The organism is Enterococcus sp. FSL R5-0957, from assembly GCF_038008005.1.
GTDB classification, from domain to species: domain Bacteria; phylum Bacillota; class Bacilli; order Lactobacillales; family Enterococcaceae; genus Enterococcus_B; species Enterococcus_B faecium.
The window spans coordinates 1,936,152-1,960,436 of record NZ_JBBOYG010000001.1; the positions used below are offsets into that span (position 1 = coordinate 1,936,152).

21 protein-coding genes, 2 pseudogenes and 1 other annotated feature are annotated in these 24,285 nt (G+C 38.9%); of the genes and pseudogenes, 6 read left to right on the forward strand and 17 right to left on the reverse strand.

All coding sequences use genetic code 11. From position 1 onward, the window contains the following. Window positions 1-158 precede the first annotated feature (158 nt). From MKX69_RS09435 to MKX69_RS09465, 7 genes are all read right to left on the reverse strand, one after another. Window positions 159-446, reverse strand: coding sequence for a hypothetical protein (locus MKX69_RS09435; protein WP_020944834.1), 288 nt, complete (start codon window positions 444-446; stop codon window positions 159-161). 479 nt (window positions 447-925) lie between these two features. After that, window positions 926-2,266 carry a type I glutamate--ammonia ligase gene (gene glnA / locus MKX69_RS09440; RefSeq protein ID WP_002287001.1) on the reverse strand — a complete coding sequence of 447 codons (1,341 nt, stop codon included), beginning with the start codon at window positions 2,264-2,266 and terminating at the stop codon, window positions 926-928. A 27-nt stretch (window positions 2,267-2,293) separates the two neighbouring features. Beyond that, a complete protein-coding gene (locus MKX69_RS09445) occupies window positions 2,294-2,686 on the reverse strand; it encodes a MerR family transcriptional regulator (RefSeq protein ID WP_002299672.1) in 393 nt (130 codons plus the stop codon). A 229-nt stretch (window positions 2,687-2,915) separates the two neighbouring features. Then, on the reverse strand, window positions 2,916-4,145 hold the full coding sequence (gene hflX / locus MKX69_RS09450) for a GTPase HflX (RefSeq protein ID WP_341009954.1): 1,230 nt from the start codon (window positions 4,143-4,145) through the stop codon (window positions 2,916-2,918). A 1-nt stretch (window position 4,146) separates the two neighbouring features. Next, window positions 4,147-5,064: a tRNA (adenosine(37)-N6)-dimethylallyltransferase MiaA gene (miaA, locus tag MKX69_RS09455; protein WP_341009956.1), complete on the reverse strand. Its 918-nt coding sequence runs from the start codon at window positions 5,062-5,064 to the stop codon at window positions 4,147-4,149. A 3-nt stretch (window positions 5,065-5,067) separates the two neighbouring features. After that, window positions 5,068-5,805 (reverse strand): glycerophosphodiester phosphodiesterase, encoded by a 738-nt coding sequence (locus tag MKX69_RS09460; RefSeq protein WP_086324953.1) that lies wholly within the window; start codon window positions 5,803-5,805, stop codon window positions 5,068-5,070. 90 nt (window positions 5,806-5,895) lie between these two features. Continuing rightward, a complete protein-coding gene (locus tag MKX69_RS09465) occupies window positions 5,896-6,423 on the reverse strand; it encodes a hypothetical protein (RefSeq protein WP_002289403.1) in 528 nt (175 codons plus the stop codon). A gap of 178 nt (window positions 6,424-6,601) precedes the next feature. On the opposite strand from MKX69_RS09465, the gene clpP reads away from it, so the two are divergent. Further along, the gene (gene clpP, locus MKX69_RS09470; protein ID WP_002289402.1) at window positions 6,602-7,195 is read left to right on the forward strand and encodes an ATP-dependent Clp endopeptidase proteolytic subunit ClpP; all 594 of its coding nucleotides are present in this window, start codon (window positions 6,602-6,604) and stop codon (window positions 7,193-7,195) included. Between the two features lie 103 nt (window positions 7,196-7,298). On the opposite strand, the gene MKX69_RS09475 is transcribed toward clpP, so the two are convergent. The 4 genes from MKX69_RS09475 to efrA form a co-directional block, all read right to left on the reverse strand. Beyond that, window positions 7,299-7,784, reverse strand: a complete 486-nt coding sequence (locus tag MKX69_RS09475; protein WP_341009959.1) for a gamma carbonic anhydrase family protein — start codon at window positions 7,782-7,784, stop codon at window positions 7,299-7,301. A gap of 152 nt (window positions 7,785-7,936) precedes the next feature. Continuing rightward, the gene (locus MKX69_RS09480; RefSeq protein WP_002296291.1) at window positions 7,937-8,134 is read right to left on the reverse strand and encodes a hypothetical protein; all 198 of its coding nucleotides are present in this window, start codon (window positions 8,132-8,134) and stop codon (window positions 7,937-7,939) included. 94 nt (window positions 8,135-8,228) lie between these two features. Continuing rightward, window positions 8,229-9,989 (reverse strand): multidrug efflux ABC transporter subunit EfrB, encoded by a 1,761-nt coding sequence (gene efrB, locus MKX69_RS09485; RefSeq protein WP_341009962.1) that lies wholly within the window; start codon window positions 9,987-9,989, stop codon window positions 8,229-8,231. Next, a complete protein-coding gene (efrA, locus tag MKX69_RS09490) occupies window positions 9,986-11,716 on the reverse strand; it encodes a multidrug efflux ABC transporter subunit EfrA (RefSeq protein ID WP_002299664.1) in 1,731 nt (576 codons plus the stop codon). The genes efrB and efrA overlap by 4 nt, the downstream gene beginning before the upstream one ends. Window positions 11,717-12,108: 392 nt before the next feature. Between efrA and MKX69_RS09495 the strand changes: the two genes are divergently transcribed. Together MKX69_RS09495 and rnjA are read left to right on the forward strand one after the other, a co-directional pair. Next, window positions 12,109-12,321 carry a DNA-directed RNA polymerase subunit epsilon gene (locus tag MKX69_RS09495; RefSeq protein WP_002287947.1) on the forward strand — a complete coding sequence of 71 codons (213 nt, stop codon included), beginning with the start codon at window positions 12,109-12,111 and terminating at the stop codon, window positions 12,319-12,321. A gap of 1 nt (window position 12,322) precedes the next feature. Next, a complete protein-coding gene (gene rnjA, locus MKX69_RS09500; protein WP_341009965.1) occupies window positions 12,323-14,002 on the forward strand; it encodes a ribonuclease J1 in 1,680 nt (559 codons plus the stop codon). Window positions 14,003-14,255: 253 nt separating this feature from the next. On the opposite strand, the gene MKX69_RS09505 is transcribed toward rnjA, so the two are convergent. The 6 genes and pseudogenes from MKX69_RS09505 to MKX69_RS09530 all read right to left on the reverse strand — a co-directional run. After that, entirely contained in the window at window positions 14,256-14,456 is a 201-nt protein-coding gene (locus tag MKX69_RS09505) for a cold-shock protein (protein WP_002294067.1), read from the reverse strand. Window positions 14,457-14,605: 149 nt separating this feature from the next. Then, window positions 14,606-15,297: pseudogene (gene radC / locus MKX69_RS09510) on the reverse strand (RadC family protein). A 54-nt stretch (window positions 15,298-15,351) separates the two neighbouring features. Further along, window positions 15,352-16,005, reverse strand: coding sequence for an HAD family hydrolase (locus MKX69_RS09515; RefSeq protein ID WP_341009968.1), 654 nt, complete (start codon window positions 16,003-16,005; stop codon window positions 15,352-15,354). Next, on the reverse strand, window positions 15,995-17,308 hold the full coding sequence (locus MKX69_RS09520; protein WP_002294071.1) for a bifunctional folylpolyglutamate synthase/dihydrofolate synthase: 1,314 nt from the start codon (window positions 17,306-17,308) through the stop codon (window positions 15,995-15,997). Before MKX69_RS09520 ends, MKX69_RS09515 begins: the two co-directional genes overlap by 11 nt. A gap of 309 nt (window positions 17,309-17,617) precedes the next feature. Further along, on the reverse strand, window positions 17,618-20,263 hold the full coding sequence (locus MKX69_RS09525; protein ID WP_002298863.1) for a valine--tRNA ligase: 2,646 nt from the start codon (window positions 20,261-20,263) through the stop codon (window positions 17,618-17,620). A gap of 47 nt (window positions 20,264-20,310) precedes the next feature. Then, window positions 20,311-20,527 (reverse strand) — a binding site (T-box leader). A 128-nt stretch (window positions 20,528-20,655) separates the two neighbouring features. Continuing rightward, window positions 20,656-21,120, reverse strand: a pseudogene (locus MKX69_RS09530) (redox-sensing transcriptional repressor Rex); the annotation flags it as partial. A gap of 76 nt (window positions 21,121-21,196) precedes the next feature. Here MKX69_RS09530 and MKX69_RS09535 point away from each other — a divergent pair. From MKX69_RS09535 to MKX69_RS09545, 3 genes are all read left to right on the forward strand, one after another. Continuing rightward, window positions 21,197-22,359 (forward strand): IS3 family transposase gene (locus MKX69_RS09535; RefSeq protein ID WP_086956687.1). Its coding sequence is split into 2 segments (ribosomal slippage): window positions 21,197-21,473 and window positions 21,473-22,359, totalling 1,164 coding nucleotides; the frame shifts between segments, so codons are not numbered across the junction. Window positions 22,360-22,461: 102 nt separating this feature from the next. Beyond that, on the forward strand, window positions 22,462-22,788 hold the full coding sequence (locus MKX69_RS09540; RefSeq protein ID WP_341009971.1) for a hypothetical protein: 327 nt from the start codon (window positions 22,462-22,464) through the stop codon (window positions 22,786-22,788). Window positions 22,789-23,240: 452 nt separating this feature from the next. Continuing rightward, window positions 23,241-24,279, forward strand: a protein-coding gene (locus tag MKX69_RS09545; protein WP_142434254.1) for an IS630 family transposase whose coding sequence is annotated in 2 segments (ribosomal slippage) — window positions 23,241-23,738 and window positions 23,740-24,279 — 1,038 coding nt in all. Because the reading frame shifts where the segments join, the coding sequence is not laid out codon by codon here. Window positions 24,280-24,285: the final 6 nt, after the last annotated feature.

The window sequence follows — 24,285 nt, forward strand, 5'->3', positions numbered from 1 at the left end:
AATTTATGTGCAGGAAAAGTCTCAGAAAATAAACAAAGCTCCCTATTCTTCAATAAGAATAGGGAGCCGAAATTTCTGTAAACTTCTGACCCTCTAAAAGGGTGCCCAAGGTGTATAATACAAGCTGACTAAGGGAAAGTCAAGTACTCAAATGAATACTATCCGCTTACAATTTTTTCTTTTTCGATATCCTTTGAGAAATTATTTCTTAAGTCCTTTATGAGTGCAAAAAAATTTAACCCACATAATAAGCTTGATATAAACATAGCTAACGTTAAACCTAAGCAAATCAGAAAATCGTTACTGAAAAATTTTAAGTGAAACAATAGATAAAAAAATAAAACAAACATTATGATAGATAATATCCCACCTAACAAAGAACTACTTTTTCCTACTTGCAGCAACAGTTTATATAGCTTATCGTAGAAACAATCTTTTTCTTTCACCCTTATTTACCTCCTTTACGTAAAAAACGTAGTCCACAATTCTCGGATTTTTGGCATATCTTTTCTATTAAATAATATCAAAAACAAAACAGTTCCACTAATTTTTTCAAAGATGACCTTTTTTTCAACAAAAGTGCCTTGTAGGGATTCATTGAAGGTAACGAATCACATAAGTAAAAAATAAGGAGATGCGACAAAAGTCGTGCCTCCTTATTTCTAAATAAACGGTGTTCTCCTGCCAACTCCTCGGTCACAAGTCACAATATCCATCAAACATGAGAAGCTGTTTTTGAAATTGCTCCTTGTGACTCAGAGTTAAACGGCAGGCTTACGACCTCTTGATAAACGGTGTTCAATCAGCTGACCCTCGGTATTAGCTCAAAAAACGGCAAAATATGAGGAACTATTTTTCCGTTAGTTTCTCTAATACTCAGGTCAAAACGCTGATTTCACAACCTCTAATTCACGGTATTCCTGTTTTAATAAAGTTCTAGATATTGTTCTCTTTCCCACTCGGAAACAGTTTGTCTGAATGCCGCCCATTCGAGACGTTTTGCTTCAACAAAATTTGAGAAGATATGTTGTCCTAATGCGTCAATCATTACATTATCCTTACGCAATTCTTTGATAGCATTATGGATAGTTGAAGGTAAGTCCTGGATATGTGCAGCTTCTCTTTCTTCCTCATCCATTACATAAATGTTACGGTCAACAGCTGCTGGCGGTGTGATCTGATTACGGATACCGTCTAGTCCTGCTTGCAACAATACTGCCATTGCCAAGTATGGGTTTGCAGATGGATCAACTGACCGCAATTCCAAACGTGTGGATAAACCGCGAGATTCTGGTACACGTACTAATGGCGAACGATTACGGCCACTCCATGCGACATAAACAGGCGCTTCATAACCTGGAACGAGACGTTTATAAGAATTGACTGTTGGATTGCAAACGGCTGTATAGGCACGAGCATGTTTCAGCAAACCACCTAAGAAATGATAAGCTGTTTCACTTAGTTCCAATTCACCGTCTTTATCATAGAAAACATTTCCTTCATCATTGAACAAAGACATATTGCAATGCATACCAGAACCATTGATCCCAAATAACGGTTTCGGCATGAAAGTCGCGTGAAGTCCATGCTTGCGTGCAATCGTTTTGACAACGAGCTTGAAGGTTTGGATATTATCACAAGCATCTACCACATCTGCATATTTAAAGTCAATTTCATGCTGTCCTGGCGCTACTTCATGATGTGAAGCTTCCACTTCAAAGCCTAGACTTTCTAATTCCAACACGATGTCACGGCGGCAATTTTCACCTAAATCTGTTGGTGCAAAATCAAAATAACCACCTTTATCATTCAAGGTCGTTGTGATCCCACCGTCTTCGTCTAATTTAAATAAGAAGAATTCTGGTTCAGGTCCTAAATTGAAAGAGGTAAAACCAAGGTCGCGCATATCTTTCAATGCTCGTTTCAAATTCCCGCGAGGATCGCCGGCAAATGGTGTCCCATCCGGATTATAGATATCACAAATTAAACGAGCAACTTTTCCATGAGCACTTTCCCATGGGAAGATCATCCAAGTGGAGAGATCTGGATACAAATACATATCGCTTTCTTCAATTCGAACAAATCCTTCAATCGAAGAACCGTCAAACATCATTTTGTTTTCTAATACTTTGTCGATCTGGCTCACTGGAACTTCTACATTTTTGATCGTACCTAAGATGTCTGTGAACATCAATCGTAAAAATCGTACGTTTTCTTCCTCAATGATTCGTTTGATTTCTTCACCTGTTATCTGTTTCTTTACCATGGTATCCCTCTTCCTTTTTTAATTTATTCAGTCAAAGAATTGTCTTTGCAATCCTTGCGACTGATAATGACCTGTTTTGCTTAACCCACCTTGCGCCAAAATCTCATCACGAAAAATTTGTCGAACGTCATGATCTGTCAACGGCTTCTTGTTTTTTGCTTCTTGTTTTTTCGCCTGTGCCATTTCGTATACACGTTTGATCCCAGCCATATTCAATCCATCTGAAAGATAGTCTTTAATCTCAAGCAGCATATCAATATCATTCAGCGAATACATACGTCGGTTTCCTTCGCTTCGTTCCGGATGAACTAAATCTTGTTCTTCATAATAGCGAATTTGCCGAGCAGACAAATCAGTCAGCTTCATAACTGTACCAATTGGAAATACGGACATAGATCGGCGCAATTCCTTTTCTCCCATCAGACGTCCCCTTTCGTTTTATAAGTTGGCTAAAGTGTACCAATTAAAAAAAATATTGTCAACTGCATATGTTAGGTTTTCTAACATGAGATCTCTATTTTTTTATAAAATAACAAAAAAATAAGAAAACAAAAAAGGTATCTAGTTGATTTTCGTACCAGATACCTTTTATCTTTTATTATACTGTACTATCCTTTATTAGTGTTTTTATTGTTAAAAAAACAAAATTTTATTGGTTTTTTCTTAACCATTTTGAATTGGTTTTTGCAAACCCTTTAACTTCATATTCGTTTGTTTCTTCCATGTACGCTTCGTCCAAAACCATTGTTTGTCTTCTCAACTCGCTTAATTTCTGTCCTTCGTTGCTTGGCACAGAAAGTGTATAAGGGGTCATTAGTTCCATCAGCTGACGTTTGATTGCTTCGATCAACGCCATCTTACCTTCTTTCGTCTGAGTAGAAATCAATACATTTGGGAATAGCGTAGGCGTGAACATCGCTGGGTCGATCTGGTCTGCCTTATTGTAAACAGTCAGTATCGGCATTTCTTTCATATTCAGTTCATCCATCAATTTTAGGACAGTCTGCTCCTGTAAAATACGATCTGGAGAACTAGCATCGACTACATGTATCAAAAGATCCATATTTTGACTTTCTTCTAATGTAGAATGGAAAGCATCGATCAGTTGCGTAGGCAGGTCTTGGATGAACCCGACGGTATCCGTTACAGTAATCTCAAATCCTTCAGCAAAACGCCATCTCTTAGTCAATGGATCTAACGTTGCAAACAATTGATCTTTCGAATAAGTATCCGCTTGTGTCAATAGATTCAAGATAGTTGACTTCCCGGCATTCGTGTAGCCAATAAGTCCAATCTGAAAAATCTCGCTATTTTTTCTTTTTTGGCGATTGCGCTCTCGATGAGCTTCTACTTCTTTCAATTCTTTCTTAACAGCAAAAATTTTATTCCGTATATGTCGGCGGTCTGTTTCTAACTTTGTTTCACCTGGCCCTCTTGTTCCGATCCCACCGCCAAGACGAGATAATGTTTTCCCTTGCCCTACTAAACGAGGCAGCAAGTATTCTAACTGAGCAAGTTCAACCTGCAGCTTCCCTTCTTTCGAACGAGCACGCATCGCAAAAATATCTAAGATCAGCTGCACGCGATCAATTACCGGAAGACCAACAGCATCGGTAATCAGTTGGCTCTGTCTCGGAGTTAGCTCATGATTAAAGATGATCAAATCCGCTTCATGCGCATCCGCTTGTTGAACTAATTCTTGTAATTTCCCTTTACCGATAATCGTTTGCCGATCCACTTGTGGTCTCTTTTGTGTAATTGTGAATACGACTTCTCCTGATGCGGTATTCGTCAGCTGAACTAGCTCTTCCATTGACTCTGAAAAGTAACGCTGGTTTGCTTCGGTTTCTACCCCTACGATGATCACTTTTTCTGCCATTTTATTCCGCCTCCAGCCATTTTTTGATTGTTTGCTCAATCTGACTTTTTTGATTTGGCTCACTTATAAGATCAAACCACTGTGCATCCAAACGGTTACGAAACCACGTCAACTGACGTTTCGCGTATCTTCTCGAATGTAGTTTGACTTGTTCTGTTGCTTCTTCCAATGTTTCTTTCCCTTCAAAATAAGGGAAAAATTCTTTATATCCAATACCTTGACTGGCCTGGACTTCTCCAAGCTCATACACCTTACGCGCTTCTGCTACTAAACCTTCTGCTAGCATCAAATCGACTCTTTGATTGATTCGTTCATAAAGAATACTACGCTTCGTATCTAATCCAATCATGAGGTAATCATACAATTGCTTTGGCTCTTCTTTAGGTGCCGTGATACTATGTCCTGTCGTCTCTAAAACTTCCAGAGCTCTTATCACCTTTCGTTGATTGTTCCAGTGGATTTTCTCAGCAGCTGCCGGGTCTTTTTCTTTCAACTGATTCCATAATGCTTGGGAACCAATTGTTTCAGCTAACGTTTCGTATTTTTTTCTAATCTCAGGATTCGCTTCTTCTGTCGCTCCTAACTGATAATCATATAGAAGGGATTGGATATACAGACCCGTACCACCAGCTATGATAGGTAGGTGCCCTCGGTTCGCAATTTCAGTAATCAATTGTCGACCTGAATACTGAAAATCAGCGGCTGAGTAACGTTGAGTAGGTTCAATCACATCAATCAAATGATGCGGAACATCATTCATCTCTTCTTCTTTGATTTTTGCTGTACCGATATCCAGATTTTTATAGATTTGCAGTGAATCACCACTGATGATCTCTCCTCCAAATAGTTGTGCGAGTTCCACACTTAGCGCTGTTTTACCGACTGCTGTCGGACCGACGATCACTAATACTTTTTCCATATTTTACCTACTTTTCGTTGATTGTTTCCACCGAAGAGCTTTCTCCGGAAAATCAGTTATTATTCCATCTATTTTGAGTTCTTGACATTTGGCCATTTCTTCTTCATCGTTGATCGTCCATGCACGAATTGCTTTTGGAAAATCAGCTGCCTGGCCTGGATGTTCGAACAACCAAGTATTTTTTGGATGTACTCCTTCTATATAAGGGGTTTCTGCTGCTAGTTGGACCTTTTTATCAGAAGTACTCATCAATAAGTCCAGCTGTATCTCCGGTTCCAGTAACGCGATTTTTTCCAAAGAATCCAAATGAAAGCTGCAATATGCATGTTGAAAAGGCCAATCTCTACTTTTTAATGTTTCGGCTAATTTTTCTTCGATACCGGGATATTCATACTGATCAGTTTTAATTTCAATCATTAGCATCCCTCGGTAATTTTTTTGGAGAAGCAGTCCTAACACTTCTCTCAATTCAGGAACTTTAGCTGCTGGAAATTCTTTGCTGAATTTTCCTCCTGCATTCAATTTTTTGAGTTCTTCCAATGTTTTTTCTCGAATCAGCCCTTTACCGTTAGTCGTCCGGTCCACTTCTTCGTCGTGCATAACGATCAAATAACCATCTTTGCTTAGATGGACATCTAGTTCGATACCATCTGCACCTACTCGTACAGCTTCTGCAAATGCAGGAAGCGTATTTTCTGGGTGGGTGCCGCTGCTTCCGCGATGGGCATAGATTTGTAACATCTTTCTTCACTCCGTTCAGTTCTATTGTATCATTAAGAAAAAAAGAAAGCATTACCACGCTCTCATGTGCAACGGCAATGCTTCAAAATATCAGCTCCAAACATCATCTTTCGAGAAGAAACCAATCGGCTGGCGCGTCATAGTCTTCAACTGAGCTTTTTTTTCATTGATCATTTCAGTCAGACTATCCGTAAAATTCTCTAAAATCACGCGTCCCCCTTTATAAGCATATCCACCAATCTTCATTGTTTCATCTGGAGATAAAATCACTTTTCGATGGGAGATATTCTTAAATAGCTCGTCTAAAATATAATTTGGCAGATAAAAACTATTTTGCGCTGAAAATGATTGGAGATACGCAAAATCGTCAATCGTGATATAACAATCATCAAATGCATCAAAGCTGACATATTCTTCCATCAGTGTTGTCCGTTTCTGCAAGATCTCGTTGATCTTTTTATTTAATTGATTCAGCGTCTCGATTTCTTTGACTTTCAATTCCAATTCACGTCTACGCTGTTCTTTATTTTCCAAGTGACGCATTTGCAGTATCATGCCGATATAGACAACTACAGCACCTGTCAGCACTCCGATAAGGCCAGTAATACCAACTATCAATCTGTTGTTCCTCCTTGTTTTTTTCTCTGCTTATCATACCATAAAGCGGGTTTATGCGACTAATTTGCCTAAGTTTTTTATTTGACCTTTTTTGACCAAAAATGTATACTACATTTTAGGTATTAGAAACTAAATTATGGTACACTATTTCTAAACGAAATCAAGGAGGAACTCTATTATGAATTTAATTCCTACAGTCATTGAACAATCTTCACGAGGTGAAAGAGCTTACGATATCTACTCACGTTTATTGAAAGACCGTATCATCATGTTAAGCGGCCAAGTAACAGATGATCTTGCTAATTCGATCATCGCCCAATTGCTTTTCTTAGACGCTCAAGATTCTGAAAAAGATATCTATCTTTATATCAATTCTCCTGGTGGTTCAGTTACAGCAGGTATGGCTATTTACGATACAATGAACTTTGTCAAAGCAGATGTCCAAACAATTGTTATGGGTATGGCTGCTTCAATGGGAAGCTTCTTGCTGACAGCTGGTACAAAAGGTAAACGATTTGCTTTACCAAATGCTGAGATCATGATCCATCAACCTCTTGGCGGCGCTCAAGGGCAAGCAACTGAAATCGAAATTGCGGCACGCCATATTTTGCAAACACGCGAACGCTTAAACAAAATTTTAGCTGAACGCACTGGACAACCGCTTGAAGTGATTGAAAAAGATACAGATCGTGACAACTATATGACAGCTGAACAAGCAAAAGCATATGGATTGATCGATGAAGTCATGGAAAACAGTTCTTCATTAAATTAATCTGTTTCAAAGGAAGCTTTTTTAAGCTCTCTTATCTAAACCAAATAAAAAAGGATGGTCAACTCAAACTGACCATCCTTTTTTATTTTATGTATGCTACTGCCTATCTTTGCTCCTTGAATTTTCCTTGCGCATGCATCCGACCTATCTCGACATAATGCTGGATGTTTTCTTTGTTTTTTTGTATTTCTTCTTTTGACAAAGGACGGATCACTTTAGCTGGGCGACCAAAAGCCAAGACATTAGGAGGAATAACTTTTCCTTCTGTTACTAATGATCCAGCACCAATCAAACTATTCTCACCAATAACCGCATGATTCAATATCGTGGTCCCCATCCCGATCAGCGCCCCTTTTTCGATTGTACAGCCATGTAGCATGCACTGATGTCCTACCGTCACATTCTCCGCAATATCTACAGGTGCATCATGATCGACATGGATGATTGTACCATCTTGGATATTCGTTCTTTGTCCTACTTTTATCCAATTACTGTCCCCGCGTAAAACAGCTTGATACCAGATCGTCACATCTTCTGACAATGTCACGTCACCAATCACTGTGGCATTTGATGCTATAAACCGTTCCATGTTTATTTTTCTCCTTTCATTTTTTGTAGAAACTAATCCTATTGAATAAAGGTATCATAGCATATATTTATTTCATAAGAAAAAAAACAGGTAAAACCTGCTCAGGCCAGATGTCTATTTACAGTATCTGGTAACTGACGTTTTACCTGTTTTTATTGTACATCTATATTTTCTTCTATTACTTTTTTTAAAATTAATTCGTACACTTCTATTTGTGCTGCCAAGCGTTCGATTTGAAACTCATTTTCAAAAAAATCAGCTGAATCAAAAGGCTTCGTCTGACAGACGTGCGTTAAACGATCAACTTCTCTTTTGGCTTCAGTAATTTTTTCATTTAAAAACTGTTCCATCTCCGTGTCCTCACTTTTCTTGATAACTTTACTTTACCATTATCAAGAATAGAGAACAAAAAATAAGTTTTAAACTGTTTTATTCTTATATGACTTATTCTGCTTCCTCAGCAAATTGGCTGTTATACAGTTTTTCATAAAATCCACCTTGTGCCAATAAACTCTCATGCGTTCCTTTTTCAATGATCTGACCTTGATCCATCACTAGAATCAGATCTGCATCACGGATTGTCGATAAACGGTGAGCGATGACGAAACTTGTCCGTCCCTCCATCACGCGATCCATTGCTTTTTGAATCAACGCTTCTAAACGGGTGTCTACTGAACTTGTTGCTTCATCTAAAATCAAGATTTTAGGATCGGAGACCACTGCTCGGGCAATCGTCAGCAACTGTTTTTGTCCTAAAGACACATTGTCTCCCTCAGAATTGATGGCCATATCATATCCATCTGGCATCGTTCGGATAAAATGATCTACGTTTGCTGTTTTCGCAGCATCAACTACTTCATAATCTGTCGCATCAAGCTTTCCGAAGCGGATATTATCTGCAATCGTTCCTTGATAAAGCCATGCATCTTGCAAGACCATACCAAATAGTGAACGCACATCACTGCGACTCATTGATTTGGTGTCGATTCCATCAATCCTTATTGCTCCTTTGTCTACGTCATAAAAACGCATCAATAGATTGATCAATGTCGTCTTGCCGGCACCGGTCGGACCGACCACAGCTACGGTTTGACCAGCTTTCACTTCAAAATTCAAATCTTGGATTAATGGTTTCTTCGGATCATATGCAAAATCGACATGATCGAATGTCACATCTCCTAAAATCGTTTCTGGCAGTGAAGCATCTACTTTGTTTTCTTTTTCTTCTGGCTCATCTAAAATCTCGAATACACGTTTCGTTGCTGCTGATGCACTTTGCAAAACTGAAGACAATTGTGTCACGTTCCCCATTGGCTGACTGATTTGCCAAATATATTGGATGAATGCTTGTAGTTGACCGACAACGATCGCCCCAGTAATAACATAAAAGCTTCCTAGAACAGCCATACTAATATAAGTAGCATAGGCAGTTAATTGAACTAGAGGCATCATCAAGCCAGAAATGAATGCTGCACGAAACCCAAAGTATTTCAAGCTGTGATTAACTTTTTTGAATCCTTCCAATGTTTCTTTTTCGCGTCCATATACTTTCAATACACTAAAACCTGTCATATTTTCTTGGACGTAGCCGTTTAGCTCACCAAGAGAATTCTGCATGCTTTGAAAATATTTCTGCGAAGCATTGATCACTCGTTTTGAGATCCAGATCGATGTTGGAATCATGATCATAGAGATCAACGCCATCATCGGCTGGATATAAAACATCATTGCTGCAGCCAACGTAATTCCCAATATCGCATTTACGATACCAATAAAAGCTTGTTGTAAAGCACCGCTGACTGCATCTACATCATTCGTCACACGAGACAAAATATTTCCTTGCTGGTTTTTATCGAAATATGAAACCGGAAGACGATTGATTTTTTCTTCTATGTCTCTTCTCAAATCATGCATGGCACTTTGAACGACATTTGTCATCAAAACGCCAGAAAGTAATTGCGAAATACAATACCCTATTCCAACAACTGTGATCCAAATGAGACATTTGAATATATAAGAAAAATTGATTGATTCGCCATTGGCAATATTACGGCTGATTTCTGTAGTAGGAAGTCCTGTAACATATGGCAAAGCCACGTTGAAAGCCACTGTCAGAACTGTAAATAGGATCACTAAAAGAAAAGTCCCACGATACGGTCTGATATATCGAGCTAAACGTTTTAAGGAAGAAAAGGTTTTTTTCATGCTAATTCCTCCTTTGATAATTGTGAAGCGGCAATATCATAATAAATCGGGCATTTTTCCAACAACTCCCGATGCGTCCCCATACCGACGACTTCTCCTTCATTTAATACGATGATCTTATCTGCATGCATGATCGTTCCCACACGTTGTGCTACGATCAATACAGTAGATTCTGTCGTTTCTTTTTTCAGACGAGCACGTAACTTCGCATCCGTTTGATAATCTAATGCAGAAAAGCTGTCATCAAAAATATAGATTTCCGGACGGCGTATGATGGCTCTGGCTATTGCCAATCGTTGTTTTTGCCCACCTGAAAAATTGGAACCACCTTCTGATAAATGTTCATTAAATCCATCTGGTTTTCGAGAAATGAATTCTGAAGCTTGAGCAATCTCAGCTGCACGTTCCATTTCTTCTTGCGTAGCATCTTCTTTCCCGTATCGCAAATTATCTGCAATCGTTCCAGTAAATAACAACGCTTTTTGCGGAATAAACCCAATCTTATCTCGCAACTTGCTTAGCCGATAATCTCTCACGTCTACTCCATCGATCAAGATCTTTCCTTCACTCACATCATAAAAGCGAGGAATCAATTGGATCAACGTAGATTTTCCGCTACCGGTACTTCCAATAAAAGCAACGGTTTCTCCTGGAGAGGCTGTAAAACTGACATTTCGAATCACTGGTTCTTGCGAATGGCCTGGATAAGCAAATGTTACATTTTGAAATTCGATATACCCTTTAGTTTTTGTATCAGATATACCCTTTGGATCTTCTACAATCGAAGGTTTGGCATCTAGGGCTTCTTGGATACGTCCAGCTGAAACAGCTGCTCTTGGATACATCATGAACACACTGGCAAATAACATGAATGAGAACAAGGCATGGAATATATACTCGATAAACGCAATCAAATCTCCTACACGAAGCTCGCCTGCATCGATTTGCACTGCCCCGCTCCAGATGATCAATACCATTACGATATTAAATAAGAAATAAAAACCCGGTTGTGCAACAGCCATCAAACGGAATAAGCTTTTTGAACTAGAAGCATAATTCTCATTGACTACAGCAAAACGTTTTTCTTCAAACTTTTCATTGACGAATGCACGAATCACACGCAATCCTGAAAGATTTTCCCGCAAGATACTGTTGATTTTATCTAAGTTTTTTTGTTGCTTTTTAGATAACGGTTCAGATACCTTAGCAATCGCTACGACTGCCAATAATAGTAAAGGTAATGCACCTACTACATACAAACTGAGTGTCACACTTGTACGCATGACCATGTACAAACTGACAATGAACATCATTGGTGCCATAAAACCGATACGTAAAATATTTTGCAGGAACAACATGATCTGATAAGCATCGTTTGTTGTACGAGTGATCAATGAAGATACGCCTAGATTTTCGTATTCCTGATGCGAATAACTTTGGATCTTTTCGAACAAATCATCTCGAATATCTGCTACGATATTAGTCGTAATCCTCGAACCAAAATAACCTAACAAGATATTCAAAATAATACCGATTACAGTAATAACGATCATAAATATCCCTTGTTGCTTCACATAATCAAAATCATCATTGCGGATTCCTACATCGATCATACGTGCTAAAATCGTAGGAAGTCCTAATTCAATCAAAATAAAACCAAATACGCATATGAAATTGAAAAACAAGAATTTCTTATAACGCATGGTATAATGCCACATTAGTTTCACTTTCTCATCTCCTTTTAATCTTTTGTTACATTTTCATTACTAAAAATGATAGCACAACGAGCCTATTAATAGAACACTTCTCTCATAAAAAAGTCATTATGATTATAGCGGGATGATAAACATTGATTTTTTCTTTCAATCTAGTTGATTTCTATACTTATTTGCTGTTTTATGCTAGAATAACAATTAATTGTTGTATATTTTTTATACAGAAGGTACGGTTGAAAAAATATCCGAACAGATAAGCAAAAACGAGGCTTGTCTCTTTGACTCGAATCCAGTATTCTAGTCAAAGCATATGAAAAACCAGGTGGCTTGTCCCCTCGTTTTGTGTTGTCTAAAAAAATCAACTAGCTAAATCACTGCTTTACGCAGATAAAGGAGACAAAACAATGATCTATAAAGTTTATTATCAAGAAACAAAAGTACGCAACCCTAAACGGGAAGAAACAAAATCTCTTTACATTGAGGCAAAAAGCGATGTAGACGCTCGCCAACGTGTGGAAGAAAATACCCCATACAATATTGAATTCGTTCAACTTCTAGAAGGAAGTCATCTAGAGTACGAAAAAGAAAATGCTGATTTCTCATTAGTGGAGTTTTAATATGAAACTTTCCATCAAAAATAACGAGACAGGCGTCTTTGCTATTGGTGGATTAGGTGAAATCGGGAAAAATACGTATGGGGTACAATTCCAAGATGAAATCATTTTGATTGATGCCGGGATCAAATTCCCGGAAGACGATTTACTTGGAATTGACTATGTCATTCCCGACTACAGCTACATCATACAAAACTTACACAAAGTAAAAGCCTTGGTGATTACTCACGGGCACGAAGACCACATCGGCGGAATACCCTACTTGCTGAAACGAGCAAATATTCCTATCTATGCTGGACCTCTCGCATTAGCGTTGATCACAAACAAATTAGATGAGCATGGCTTGCTTCGAGATGCAGAGCTCCATGAGATCAATGAAGATACGATCATCCGTTTTAGAAAGACTTCTGTCAGCTTTTTCAGAACGACCCATAGTATCCCAGATGCATTAGGGATCGTGGTGAAAACACCTTCTGGAAATATCGTAGCGACTGGAGACTTCAAATTCGATTTCACTCCTGTTGGCGAACCAGCAAACTTGCATAAAATGGCTCGTATCGGGGAAGAAGGAGTCTTGTGCCTTTTATCTGATAGTACAAATGCTGAGATTCCAACATTTACTAAATCAGAAAAAACGATTGGGCATTCTATTTTAAAGATCTTTTCAAAAATCGAAGGACGTATCATCTTTGCCAGCTTTGCTTCTAACATCTTCCGTTTGCAGCAAGCAGCAGATGCCGCTGTGGCAACTGGTCGTAAAATCGCTGTTTTCGGACGAAGCATGGAAAATGCCATCGTCAACGGTCAACGTTTAGGATATATCAAAGTTCCAGACGGCACATTTGTAGATGCACACGAAATCAATCGCTTGCCTGCCAATGAAACGATGATCCTATGTACAGGTTCTCAAGGAGAAGCGATGGCCGCGTTGAGCCGCATCGCGAATGGTACTCACCGTCAAATCCAAATCCAGCCAGACGATACAGTGATCTTTTCAAGTTCACCTATTCCTGGTAATACAACAAGTGTCAATCATTTGATCAATTTGCTGTCTGAAGCTGGTGCAGAAGTGATTCACGGAAAAATCAATAACATCCATACTTCCGGTCACGGTGGACAAGAAGAACAAAAATTAATGCTTCGTTTGATGAAGCCAAAATATTTTATTCCTGTCCACGGAGAATTCCGCATGTTGAAAGTACATGCTTCTCTAGCACAAGATGTAGGTGTTCCTGCAGAAAACTGCTTCATCATGGAAAATGGCGATGTTTTAGCGTTAACTAGCGATTCTGCGCGTCCTGCTGGGCATTTTGTGGCTGGAGATGTGTATATCGATGGTAGCGGGATCGGTGATATTGGTAATGTCGTTTTACGTGACCGTCACCTGCTTTCAGAAGAAGGTCTTGTATTAGCTGTCGCGACAGTGGATATCAAGAAAAAAGAAATCTTGGCTGGTCCAGATATTCTCTCTCGTGGATTTGTCTACATGCGAGAATCAGGAGAAATGATCAATGAAGCTCAGCGAATCTTATTCCACGCTTTAAGAGAATGTTTGAATGGACCTGACTGTTCAGAATATAAATTGAAAGAAGCGATGACTGGCGCGCTTCAGCCTTTCTTATTCGAACGTACAGAAAGACATCCAATGATTTTGCCAATGGTAATGACACTAGATGAAGAATAAATAAGAGGTTATGAAATCAGCACCTTGTCCTGAATATAAGAGAAAACAAATGAAAAACATGAGAAGCCATTTTTGTTTGTTCTTATTCCTTGATACAAGGTGGCTCTTTCATAGCCTCTTAAATTTATTTACTTTTTCATACAAAAAAATACCTGCCACAAGAGAAATTGTCTCTTGTGGCAGGTATTTTTGTTACTCGCTTTGTTCTCTCGTAAAAATTGATGTCTACCATCAATTTGATTTACAGATAAAATTAAGCTTTTACAACGTTTGCAGCTTGTGGGCCGCGGTCTGATTCTTCAACGTCGAAAGTCACTGCTTGACCTTCTTCTAATGTTTTGAATCCGTCACCTTGGATAGCTGAGAAGTGAACGAATACGTCGCTTCCATCTTCACGTGAGATAAATCCAAATCCTTTTTCAGCGTTGAACCATTTTACTGTTCCGTTTTCCATAATAATATCCTCCTCGTGCCAAAAGCACTAATTTAAATTGTAACATTGCTCGTGTACGATAGAGGTGCAACAGATGTTTCAACTTCTATTCCCAAACAAAATTACAATATAATTGTACACTTGCTTCATTTTTTTTGCAAGAAAGCAACTTACTTCTCTTCCATCATTCCTTCTTCTCTCAAACTAAAATATCGTTTGCGTCCGATGATCAAGTGGTCCAGTACAGTGATCCCCATCATTTCTCCACACTTTTGTATCCTTTTGTTAAAATTCATATCCTGCTGCGATGGAATAACATTACCAGAAGGATGATTATGCGCTAAAACGATCCTTGCTGCACAATAACGTACAGCATAATGGAAAATTTCTCTAGGATGAGCGACTGACTGATTCAGCGAACCGATGAACACTGTTTTTTTAAGATCACTTGATTCTTCGTGTCCAAATAAATACAAACCAAATGTTCTTGTTTGTGATCTTTCATTTCCAGAATCAATTGCTGGGCCAATTCGTAGCTGGTACGAACCGGTGGAGCCGCTCTTTCATGATCCGTCTGAATTCGTCGACCTAATTCGATCAAGGCTTTGATTTCGATTGCTTTCACGCGTCCTATCCCTCGAATCTCTTCTAACTCATGCAAAGTAGCCTGTCGTAAAGAGGCCAGTCCTCCAAACGTTTTTAACAGATTTCCAGCAATCGACATCACACTATAAGGGTGTTGACCGGTACGCAGTAAGATTGCCAAAAGCTCCTGATCCGATAAAGCTTCAGCGCCATAAATTTCCATACGTTCCCTTGGTAAAGAGCTAGTAGGTACTTCTTTGATCAATCGTTTTCCCAAAAAAACATCTCCTTTCTATCTTATCTAAAATAAGATACGAAAAGAGATGGATTTTTATTTTAACAATGCAGGGATTTCATGTAAAGAAGAAACAACCCCAGCTGTTTTTTTGATCAATTCTTGGGATGGTGGAAGCAGATCTGGTACCATGACTACCGGGATCTCAGCCGCAGAAGCTGCTAAAATACCATTTTGTGAATCTTCTAAAATCAATGTTTCTTTCTTCGCTGTACCTAGCTTCTGATTAGCTAACAAGAAAATTTCTGGGTCTGGTTTTGCTCGTTGAACATTTTCTGCAGAAACAATCGTCTCAAATCGTTCAAACAGATTGTTCTTCTTCAATAAAAGTTCAATGACTGCTCGTTGGTTACTGGAAGCGACAACTTTGGGAATCTGATGTTCTTCTAAAAAAGAGAGGAGTTCCAACACACCGGGCTTCATTTGTACCGCTCCTTGCGAAAAACGTTCAAGCGTTTCCTGGTATGAATCATCTATGAATCTTTGTACACTTGTTTTGCCAAATTCCGAGAAAATCATATGATAATTCGCCCATACTTCTTCATCTGAAACACCTAAGAATTTTAAATACAGGTCTTTATCATAAGGAAAACCCATCTTGTCTGCTACTACTTGTATGGCTTCGTAATACACTAACTCTGTGTCGAACAGCAAACCATCCATGTCAAAAATCACTGCATTATACTTCATGATCTCCTCCTAATTGTATTAATAAATGGCGAACTTCTGAAATGAAATAAAGTGAACCGGTCACAACTAATACGTCTTCATTTGTCATCTTTTCCAATATATCTGCTAATCCGAATTGCCACAATGAAACGATTGATACTCTCTCACTTGCTAAATCTGATACTTCACTTAATTCGATGGCTTTTGGATGTTCAAAGGTCGTCAAATAAATATGGACATTTGGTACTTGCTGCAATCGTTCTAGCATTTCTCTAACATTTTTAGTTCGTAAGGCGGAAAACAAAATGTTGATTTGATATCCTTTGAATTCTTTTTTCAAATTCTCAACAAGCCGGTTCATTGCATGCGTATTATGGGCACCATCTAAAACAACTAATGGCTCGTTACTCAAACGCTCCATTCTTCCTGGCCATCGAGATTTCTTCAATCCCTTCAAAACATCTTTTTCTCGGAAAGGCAGCTTTTCCAATTGACAGTAAACAAAATACAATTCGATGGCTACTCCTGCATTTTCAGCTTGATGTTGCCCTAAAAGCGGAGTGGTTAATTGAGGGATCTTTCCTATTTCATTAAAAAATTCAAATACTTCTCCCCACATCTCATCAGGATGCAGATAGTTTATTTTATAATTTTCCCCGTATACATAAAGCGGTGCATTTTTTGCTTTAGCTGTTTGTTGGATGACAGTAAAAGCTTCTGGGGCAATATTTCCTGTTACTACTGGAACGCCTTGTTTGATGATTCCAGCTTTTTGTGCAGCGATTTCTTCAATTGTATCTCCAAGTATTTCGGTATGATCAAGTCCAATCGTTGTTATTCCCGTCAGCATTGGTACAGCTACATTGGTAGAATCCAATAAGCCGCCTAAGCCAACTTCGATAATCGCTACGTCCACTTTCTTCATCAAAAAATAATCAAATGCCATTGCTGTTAATGTCTCGAATTCAGTAATACCAGCTACTGCTTCAAATTGATCAAGTTGTTTGATCAGTGGCTGATATTTTTTTACAAGCTGGATCAAATCATTGTCTGGGATGCTTTTGCCATTGATTGCGATCCGTTCATTGAACGTTTCGATATAAGGTGAAGTAAATGTACCTACTGTCAGCCCAGCCTCTTCTAATAGGCTTCTCAAATAAGCTACAGTAGAACCTTTTCCGTTTGTTCCAGCGATATGGATCGTTTTTACTTTTCTCTCTGGATGCCCTACCACTTCTAATAAAGCTTCGACTCGGTCAAGGCCAGGACGTGAACCAAATGGTAATCGACTATGGATCCATTCTATTGCTTCTTCAATCGTCATCAACAATTCCCCCATTTCTCTTTTATTATAACAAATAGAACACATAAGAAAAATAAAAGTATGACAAAGAGAAAAGAAACAGAGAGAGGAACGATTTTATCAACTACTTTATTGACTCTTGATACATGATCCACCTCCCTCCTTCTCCTACATAATAAGAGTAGACTAAAAAAGAGATGTGACAAAATTTATGTCACATCTCCTTATGAATCGAAGCTAAGAGTGAGGCTCAAACTCTTTCCTGTAACGATGTTCAATCAGCTAGCTTTTAGTAATAGCTAGCTGATTTCACACTCTCTTTTTCTATTCTTATTGAATAGTACGCAAACTTTCGATTCGTTCTTTGACAGCCGTTTGCTTCTCTAAATAATCTTTTTCTTTTGCACGCTCTGCCTCTACTACTTCTTCCGGCGCGTTAGAAACAAAACGTTCATTAGAAAGTTTTCCTTGGACACGTTTTACTTCGCTTGTCCACTTTTCCAGTTCTTTTTCTAATCGTTTGATTTCTTCTTCAATATTGATCAATCCTGCTAACGGCAAGAAGATTTCTGCACCTGTCAGAACAGCTGACATCGCTAGATCTGGCGCAGTGATCTCACTTGATATCGTCAACTCTTCGGGATTACAGAAGCGTTCGATATAGCTTGTATTTTCAACTAAAAATTGATCGATTTTAGCATCGTTTGTTTTAATTAGCAACGTAATTGGTTTAGACAATGGTGTATTCACTTCTGAACGAATATTTCGAACGGCTCGAATCAATTCTTTCAATACTTCCATCCCTTTAGAAGCTGTTTCATCATCAAACTCTGGACGTACAACAGGATATTCTGCCACTACTAGAGAATTTCCCTGATGAGGAATATGTTCCCATATTTCTTCTGTAACGAATGGCATGATTGGATGCAATAAACGTAGGATCTGATCAAGTGTATGGACTAAGATGCTACGGGTGGTTTGTTTTGAAACAGCATCATCTCCATAAAGTACTTCTTTACTCATTTCGATGTACCAGTCACAAAAATCATCCCAGATAAAGTTATACAGTTGTCGACCTGCTTCACCAAATTCAAAACGATCAAATAGCTCAGTTACTCGTTCGATCGTTTCATTCAAACGAGTAAGGATCCACCGGTCAGCCACTGATTTTTCTCCAGATAAATCGATCTCTTCTACGGTCATTCCTTCGATATTCATGATAACGAAACGTGAAGCATTCCAGATTTTGTTGATAAAGTTCCAAGAAGCATCCATTTTTTCATAGCTGAAGCGGACATCTTGTCCTGGTGCAGAACCATTCGATAAGAACCAGCGGAGAGCATCTGCTCCATACTTTTCGATTACTTCCATCGGATCGATTCCATTACCTAATGATTTACTCATCTTCCGCCCTTGTTCGTCACGAATCAATCCATGAATCAAGACATTCTCAAATGGACGTTCGCCAGTAAATTCCAAGCTTTGGAAAATCATTCTGCTTACCCAGAAGAAAATGATGTCATAACCGGTTACTAAAGTGCTAGTAGGGAAGTATCGCTTATAATCTTCGCTTTCCGTATCTGGCCAGCCCATTGTTGAGAAAGGCCACAAAGCTGAACTAAACCAAGTGTCTAAAACATCAGGATCTTGTACCCAGTTTTCACTATCCGCTGGTGCTTCCATCCCTACATACATTTCACCTGTTTCTTTGTGATACCATGCAGGAATTTGATGTCCCCACCATAATTGTCGTGAGATTACCCAATCATGGACATTTTCCATCCAACGTAAAAACGTTTGATTGAATCTTGGAGGGAAGAATTCCACTGCTTGATCTGTTTCTTGGTTATCAATGGCTTTTTTCGCTAACGGCGCCATTTTTACAAACCATTGAGTAGACAGCCGAGGTTCAACAACGACACCTGTCCGCTCGGAATGACCCACACTGTGGATCATCGTATCGATTTTAATCAATCGACCGATTTCTTTCAGATCTTGCACGATTGCTTTACGAGCAGCAAAACGATCCATTCCAGCATATTTTCCTGCTAGTTCATTCATCGTACCATCATCATCCATAACATTTACGCGTGGAAGATCATGACGATTACCTACCTCAAAGTCGTTTGGATCATGTGCTGGAGTGATTTTTACTACACCTGTCCCGAATTCCATATCTACATATTCATCTGCAATGATTGGGATTTCTTTATTGACTAAAGGTAGAATCACTTTTTTGCCGATGAGCGCTTGATAACGCTCGTCTTCTGGATGAACAGCAATCGCCGTATCTCCCAACATCGTTTCTGGACGGGTTGTCGCAATTTCTACTACGCCTGATCCATCTGCTAGTTCATAGCTCATATGATAAAAGGCGCCTTCGATATCTTTATGAATAACTTCGATATCAGATAGAGCTGTTCGTGCTTGAGGATCCCAGTTGATGATATATTCACCACGATAAATCAAACCTTTTTCGTATAAGGTAACAAAAACTTTACGTACTGCTTCAGATAATCCATCATCTAATGTAAAACGTTCCCTACTGTAATCTAAAGATAAGCCCATTTTAGCCCACTGTTCGCGGATGTGGCTCGCATACTCTTCTTTCCATTCCCACACTTGATCGATGAACTTTTCACGACCTAGATCATAACGAGAAATCCCTTGCTCTCTAAGCTTCGCTTCTACTTTTGCTTGTGTCGCGATTCCTGCATGGTCCATACCAGGCAGCCATAAAGTATCATATCCTTGCATTCTCTTTTGACGAATCAGCATATCTTGCAAGGTCGTATCCCAAGCATGCCCTAAATGAAGTTTTCCAGTAACATTTGGGGGCGGGATTACGATTGAATAAGGTTTTGCTTTTTTATCTCCGCTCGGTTTAAACAAATCTTGTTCTAACCAATGCTGATAACGTCCAGCTTCAACTTCTTGCGGATTATATTTTGTTGATAGGTTATTTTCTTCCGTCATGCTGTTTTCCTCCTTTAAACTAAAAAACGTCCTAAAATACTTTCGTATTCTAGGACGTATGATTTACGCGGTACCACCTAAATTGCAATAATCAATCATTATTGCCTCTCAAGTGAGTTAACGATCACGACTCGTCTATCTCTACTCCATTCAAGACAGAAACTCCCAAGCTACCTTCACTGGTTGTCATTGAGAACCTTTCAGCAGATAGTTCTCTCTCTAAGAATGAATGTGCCAGTTACTCCTCTTGTTCAGCGTTATGCTTCATTCTACAATGGTTTTTTTTTTTAGTCAACAAGTGGTCGTGAAAAAACCACTTCATTTAGTACTAAAAAATTTTTGAAAGAATTACGACGAGTTCTCGCAAGATCAATAAGCCTACTCAAATTTTCCTAAGAAAAAACTTCTGAGTAATTCTCATCAAAGTAAATAAGCGTCTGCAACTCGGTTGTCAAATCAATGTATTGAACATTGACATAAGCTGGGACAGTTACTCTGTCAGGCGCAAAATTAAGTATAGCGGTTACATTTCCTTTAACAATTTCATCAATAGCAGATTGTGAATATTTACTTGGTACCGTAGAGATTGCTACTGTCACATTTTTTGCTTTGGCTATCTCCGAGAAACGATCAATCGGATAGATCATTTCTCCATCAATTACTCGATTGATTAGTGCTGGATCATTATCAAAGACGCACACGATATTTAGATTTTCATTTCTTCTAAAATTGTTGTGTTTCAATGCTTTGCCAAGATTTCCATATCCTACTAATGCGATTCGTTTTTCTTCTTTAGTATTAAGGATATTATTGAATACATCAATAAGGAAAGGGACATCATAGCCATATCCGCTTCTGTGGATAGGCTACAATTAACTAGACAGAAAAATTAAGGTGTGTAGACTAGAAGAAAACATACCAGGAGGAATTTTTATGTCTAAGAGAACACGAAGAACTTTTTCACAAGAATTCAAGCAACAAATCGTCAATCTTTACTTAGCTGGAAAGCCACGTGTAGAAATCATTCGAGAATATGAACTAACGGCTTCAGCATTTGACAAATGGGTAAAGCAATCTAAAACGAGTGGTTCATTCAAAGAAAAAGATAATCTTACGCCTGAACAAAAAGAATTGTTAGAACTACGTAAAAGAAACCAGCAATTAGAAATGGAAAATGATATTTTAAAGCAAGCAGCGCTGATATTCGGACGAAGAGACAAGTAATCGATGCGAATAAGCATCTTTACCCTATATCAGCGATGTGCAGAATATTAGGTCTATCACGTCAGTCCTATTATTATCAATCAAAACCAAAGAAAGACGAATCAGAACTTGAAGAAGTAGTCGCTGAAGAATTTATCCGCAGCCGAAAGGCCTACGGCTCAAGAAAAATAAAAAAAGCCTTATCAAAACGAGGCATTCAGATCAGCCGACGAAAAATTAGTAGAATCATGAAAAATAGAGGATTAAAATCGAGCTATACTGTTGCTTATTTTAAAGTACATCATTCTACTTGCAATGAAGCCAAAACGACAAACGTATTGAATCGTAAATTCTTAAGAGACAACCCATTAGAAGCGATCGTAACAGACTTGACTTATGTACGAGTCGGGAAAAAATGGAATTATGTCTGTTTCATTTTGGATCTGTTCAATCGAGAAATTCTCGGCTATTCTTGTGGAGAACATAAAGATGCCGTTCTAGTAAAAAAAGCATTTAGCCGTATCAAACAACCTCTGACAGAGGTTGAGATTTTTCATACTGATCGTGGAAAAGAGTTTGATAACCAAGCTATTGATGAATTATTAACAACTTTTGACATCAATCGATCATTGAGTCATAAAGGCTGTCCTTTTGATAATGCCGTAGCTGAATCAACTTATAAGTCGTTGAAAGTAGAATTTGTCTATCAATACACATTTGAAACCTTACAACAATTGGATTTGGAGTTATTTGACTATGTCAATTGGTGGAACCACCTTCGGTTGCACGGTACACTTGGCTACGAGACACCGGTTGGTTACCGTAACCAGAGATTGGCGCAGCGAATCCTTGATAATGAGCTCGGATGTGCTAACGCTAGCGAGGCAGTCTAACTTTAACTGTTAGCTCCTGCCGAAGATCGTCACATCCGAGGAGGCTCATTGTCAAGGACAATCGGAATAGCATACGGAAAGAAGTTCTGCACCTTATAAAATTTGTCAAAAAAACTGTTGCCATTCCAGGACAATGGGTACAGAATTGCTGAAATAATATCATTAGAGGGAAAAACTTGGTCTCTTAAGAATCCAGCAAACGGCTTAGATAATATTTTAAGTTCTTGGAATGAAAATAGCAATGCTGCTAAGAATTTTTTTAAATGGGTTAATGATTTGGACAACATGATTAACAATCAGGGGTCAATGGAAATGAGTGACAGTTTAAAAAGAGAAATGCTTTATAATTCTTTTAATTTAAGGGACACCAATGTTACAGAGGCTGTTTATAAAGTTAACCCTCTAAAAATAAGTCCTTGGGGCAGATAATGAAGTTAACTAAGGAATATATATACGAACAAATCCAAAAAATGCCTGGAATTGAATTGATAAATTTTGAGGAAGAAAAAAAACATATTGAATTTATTTTATCTATATGTTGCACTAGTCAAATAAACGATGCGAAGTTTCTATTAAACTATAAAATTGCAGTTTTAATCCCAAATGATTATCCTCATACCTTGCCTAAATGCTATGAATATGGTGAAAAAAATAATTTCATACCACCATTTATTCTCCGACTCTAACAATTCATTTTGTTTAGGAACAGAAATGGATTTAAGGTTAAGACTAATTCCTGATTATAGTTTAAGTATATATTTTGCTATGATTTTAGATTTTTTAACTATTTATGAATATTTTACTATATAAATTGAGTTAAATTGTATTCGTTTTTCCTCCTATAGGCGTATACTAAAGAAAACACTTGAGGAGTGGGGAACATGGAAACAGAACGCCAAATCCGTGAATTGGAAAAAGCGATGAATACGACAGACAACCGCCGGTTGTACGAGCGTTTCCTGGCAGTCAAGTTGGTTCTTGAAGGCCACACCCGGAAAGAAGCCGGGCACACCATCGGCCCCGACGAGCATACTGTCAGCCACTATGTGAAAAACTACTGCCATAATGGAATCCAAGGTTTAGTCTCCAAAAAACAAAGCGGACGACCTTCACGGCTGACAGATGAACAGGAAGCGGAACTGGTCCAAATCGTCGCCTACCACACTCCGGAGGAAGTAGGTTTCAAATCCCGTGCCAATTGGACATTGGCGATTGTGTGTGACCTGATTCTCCGGGAATGGAGTTATGGATATACGCAAAAAGGCGTGGCGGACCTCCTTCACCGGCTAGGACTAAGCTGGACCCGTCCGACGTATACCCTCAAAAAAGCGGATTCCAAGAAACAACAGGTATTTTTGGAAGAAACCTTCCCGAGCCTAAAAAAAATTGCTGAATAGCGATATTGACCACCTCCTATTCGAGGACGAAACCATGATCCGGGATTACCAAGCCATTGGCTGCACCTGGTTTCTCCGCGGCCACCAGCGAAAAATCCCCACTTATGGACAACACAAAGGGGTAAAATTGATAGGCACCTTGGATTATGAAACCGGTCGGATCATTTGTACAGAAGAAGGGGCATACGACGCAGCGGCCTTCCTCCGTTTTCTGGAGCGGACGTTGCGGGAATACCCCACCGGAAAAATCGTGATGGTATTGGATAATGCCCTTATCCACCACGCCAAGCTGATCCAGTCTTTTCTTGAAGAAAACGCTAGGCGCCTGGCACTCATCTTCCTCCCTCCCTACAGCCCTCAGTTGAACCTAATGGAAGGCGTTTGGAAGTGGCTCAAGGAATCGGTCATCAACAATGTTTTTTTTGACCACGTCCAGAAAATCAAACAGTCGGTCCGCGGTTTCTTAGCCGATGTAAACGAGCGTCCCCTTGTGGTGATTGACCGACTGTGCGTGCGGATGTAAAGTATT

Bases quoted from the DNA above. Each gene is read 5' to 3' on its own strand.
- rnjA (WP_341009965.1), top strand. From the start codon at position 12,323: ATGAAACTTTCCATCAAAAATAACGAGACAGGCGTCTTTGCTATTGGT.
- miaA (WP_341009956.1), bottom strand. From the start codon at position 5,064: ATGGAAAAAGTATTAGTGATCGTCGGTCCGACAGCAGTCGGTAAAACA.
- MKX69_RS09515 (WP_341009968.1), bottom strand. From the start codon at position 16,005: ATGAAGTATAATGCAGTGATTTTTGACATGGATGGTTTGCTGTTCGAC.
- MKX69_RS09475 (WP_341009959.1), bottom strand. From the start codon at position 7,784: ATGGAACGGTTTATAGCATCAAATGCCACAGTGATTGGTGACGTGACA.
- MKX69_RS09520 (WP_002294071.1), bottom strand. From the start codon at position 17,308: ATGACGATTGAAGAAGCAATAGAATGGATCCATAGTCGATTACCATTT.
- MKX69_RS09495 (WP_002287947.1), top strand. From the start codon at position 12,109: ATGATCTATAAAGTTTATTATCAAGAAACAAAAGTACGCAACCCTAAA.
- hflX (WP_341009954.1), bottom strand. From the start codon at position 4,145: ATGGCAGAAAAAGTGATCATCGTAGGGGTAGAAACCGAAGCAAACCAG.
- MKX69_RS09445 (WP_002299672.1), bottom strand. From the start codon at position 2,686: ATGGGAGAAAAGGAATTGCGCCGATCTATGTCCGTATTTCCAATTGGT.
- MKX69_RS09505 (WP_002294067.1), bottom strand. From the start codon at position 14,456: ATGGAAAACGGAACAGTAAAATGGTTCAACGCTGAAAAAGGATTTGGA.
- MKX69_RS09460 (WP_086324953.1), bottom strand. From the start codon at position 5,805: ATGTTACAAATCTATGCCCATCGCGGAAGCAGCGGCACCCACCCAGAA.
- MKX69_RS09525 (WP_002298863.1), bottom strand. From the start codon at position 20,263: ATGACGGAAGAAAATAACCTATCAACAAAATATAATCCGCAAGAAGTT.
- clpP (WP_002289402.1), top strand. From the start codon at position 6,602: ATGAATTTAATTCCTACAGTCATTGAACAATCTTCACGAGGTGAAAGA.
- MKX69_RS09480 (WP_002296291.1), bottom strand. From the start codon at position 8,134: ATGGAACAGTTTTTAAATGAAAAAATTACTGAAGCCAAAAGAGAAGTT.
- glnA (WP_002287001.1), bottom strand. From the start codon at position 2,266: ATGGTAAAGAAACAGATAACAGGTGAAGAAATCAAACGAATCATTGAG.
- efrB (WP_341009962.1), bottom strand. From the start codon at position 9,989: ATGAAAAAAACCTTTTCTTCCTTAAAACGTTTAGCTCGATATATCAGA.